Below are 1,187 nucleotides of genomic sequence, written 5' to 3' on the forward strand. Positions count from 1 at the left end.
GCTACGGCTTCCCTTCCGCGACGGCTGGCGGGTGAATGTGGGGTGTGCTCACAGGCCTGCCGCCTTGGCGCGGCAGATCGGGCACACCGGGGTGGAGAGGTCGGGGTAGTCCCAGGTCCAGGCCTGCCCGGCGTTGGGCTGGCCACACAGGGTGAGATCGGCGTTGAGCGCGGCGAAGTGCGCCGGGTCGGACCCATCGCCGATCCACACCAGGTAGACGCTCACGGCGTCAGGCGGCCTTCGTGGCAGCAGCACCAGCGGCGGGCTTGCGAGCGGGGTTCTCGCCGGGCTTCACCATCGACTCAGCCCGGTAGGACCAGGTGATTCGGGTCCGGTCCTGGCCCTCCTTGTTCTTCCCGCCCGTGTACTCCACGTACGGCAGAGCGGTGAGCCCGACGAACTCGACCGGGGTCCAGGGGAACGGGGTGTCGTTGGCCGGGGGCACGGGCTGGTGCTTGGCGGCGAACTTGACCGTGATCGCGGTGTCCTTCTTCCCGGCCGTGTCGTCGGCGTCGAGGATCACGACCTGCCAGACCGGAAGCCCGGTGTCCTTATCGAGCTGCTGGGGCATCGACCCATCGGCCCGCTTCCCTGCCTGGAAGTCGAGGACCGGCTCGACCTCGCCCTTGAGGAACGCTCCCTGGGGGAACACGTCGCCGTGCTGGACTGCGAAACGCTGCTTCATCGCCATGGTTCTGTCTCCTTGGTTGTGTGCGGCTCTGTGGGCCGCCTCACATCCATATAACAACGGTTAGGTCACGCAAGTCAACTGTTATCTCAAACTTTCCCGCTCAATTTCGCCGGATCTGGCGGAGGCGTGGGACAGTTGTCATGACAGTTGTTGTTCGAGAGCGGCCGATCAGATCGGTGCGGAGGCGGACATGAGCGACCACGACGGGCGAGGCACGCAGCAGGAGCGCATTACGCGCGACGTGCGTACGCAGATCGAGGCTGGCGTCCTCCGTGACGGTGAGTCCCTGCCGTCGACTCGCGAACTCGCCGCGAAGTGGGAGACGAGCGTCTTCACGGTGAGTCAGGCGTTGAAGGTCCTCGCCGAAGAGGGGTTGATTGAGAACGTGTCACGCTCTCGTCGAGTGGTCCGCTACGAGCGACCGCAAGCAGCAGCCGAGCCGACCCGAGCGCCGCGCGTCATCCTCATCGGTGGCTACGCAGGGAGCGGCAAGACC

3 protein-coding genes are annotated in these 1,187 nt (G+C 66.0%); 1 reads left to right on the forward strand and 2 read right to left on the reverse strand.

Going from position 1 to position 1,187, the window contains the following annotated elements; all coding sequences use genetic code 11:
- Positions 1-48: 48 nt before the first annotated feature.
- Both PKE71_RS17520 and PKE71_RS17525 read right to left on the reverse strand, forming a co-directional pair.
- Positions 49-225 (reverse strand): hypothetical protein, encoded by a 177-nt coding sequence (locus PKE71_RS17520; protein ID WP_271188312.1) that lies wholly within the window; start codon positions 223-225, stop codon positions 49-51.
- 4 nt (positions 226-229) lie between these two features.
- Complete coding sequence (locus PKE71_RS17525; RefSeq protein WP_271188313.1) at positions 230-691, reverse strand: hypothetical protein; 462 nt, start codon at positions 689-691, stop codon at positions 230-232.
- A gap of 190 nt (positions 692-881) precedes the next feature.
- Between PKE71_RS17525 and PKE71_RS17530 the strand changes: the two genes are divergently transcribed.
- Positions 882-1,187 (forward strand): winged helix-turn-helix domain-containing protein (locus tag PKE71_RS17530; RefSeq protein WP_271188314.1); only part of this gene is annotated, 306 nt, incomplete at its 3' end.

Origin of the sequence: Maricaulis virginensis, from assembly GCF_027922185.1 — a bacterium.
GTDB lineage: Bacteria > Pseudomonadota > Alphaproteobacteria > Caulobacterales > Maricaulaceae > Maricaulis > Maricaulis virginensis.

Excerpts from the sequence above, each read along its gene's own strand:
- PKE71_RS17525 (WP_271188313.1), bottom strand. The coding sequence starts at position 691 with ATGGCGATGAAGCAGCGTTTCGCAGTCCAGCACGGCGACGTGTTCCCC.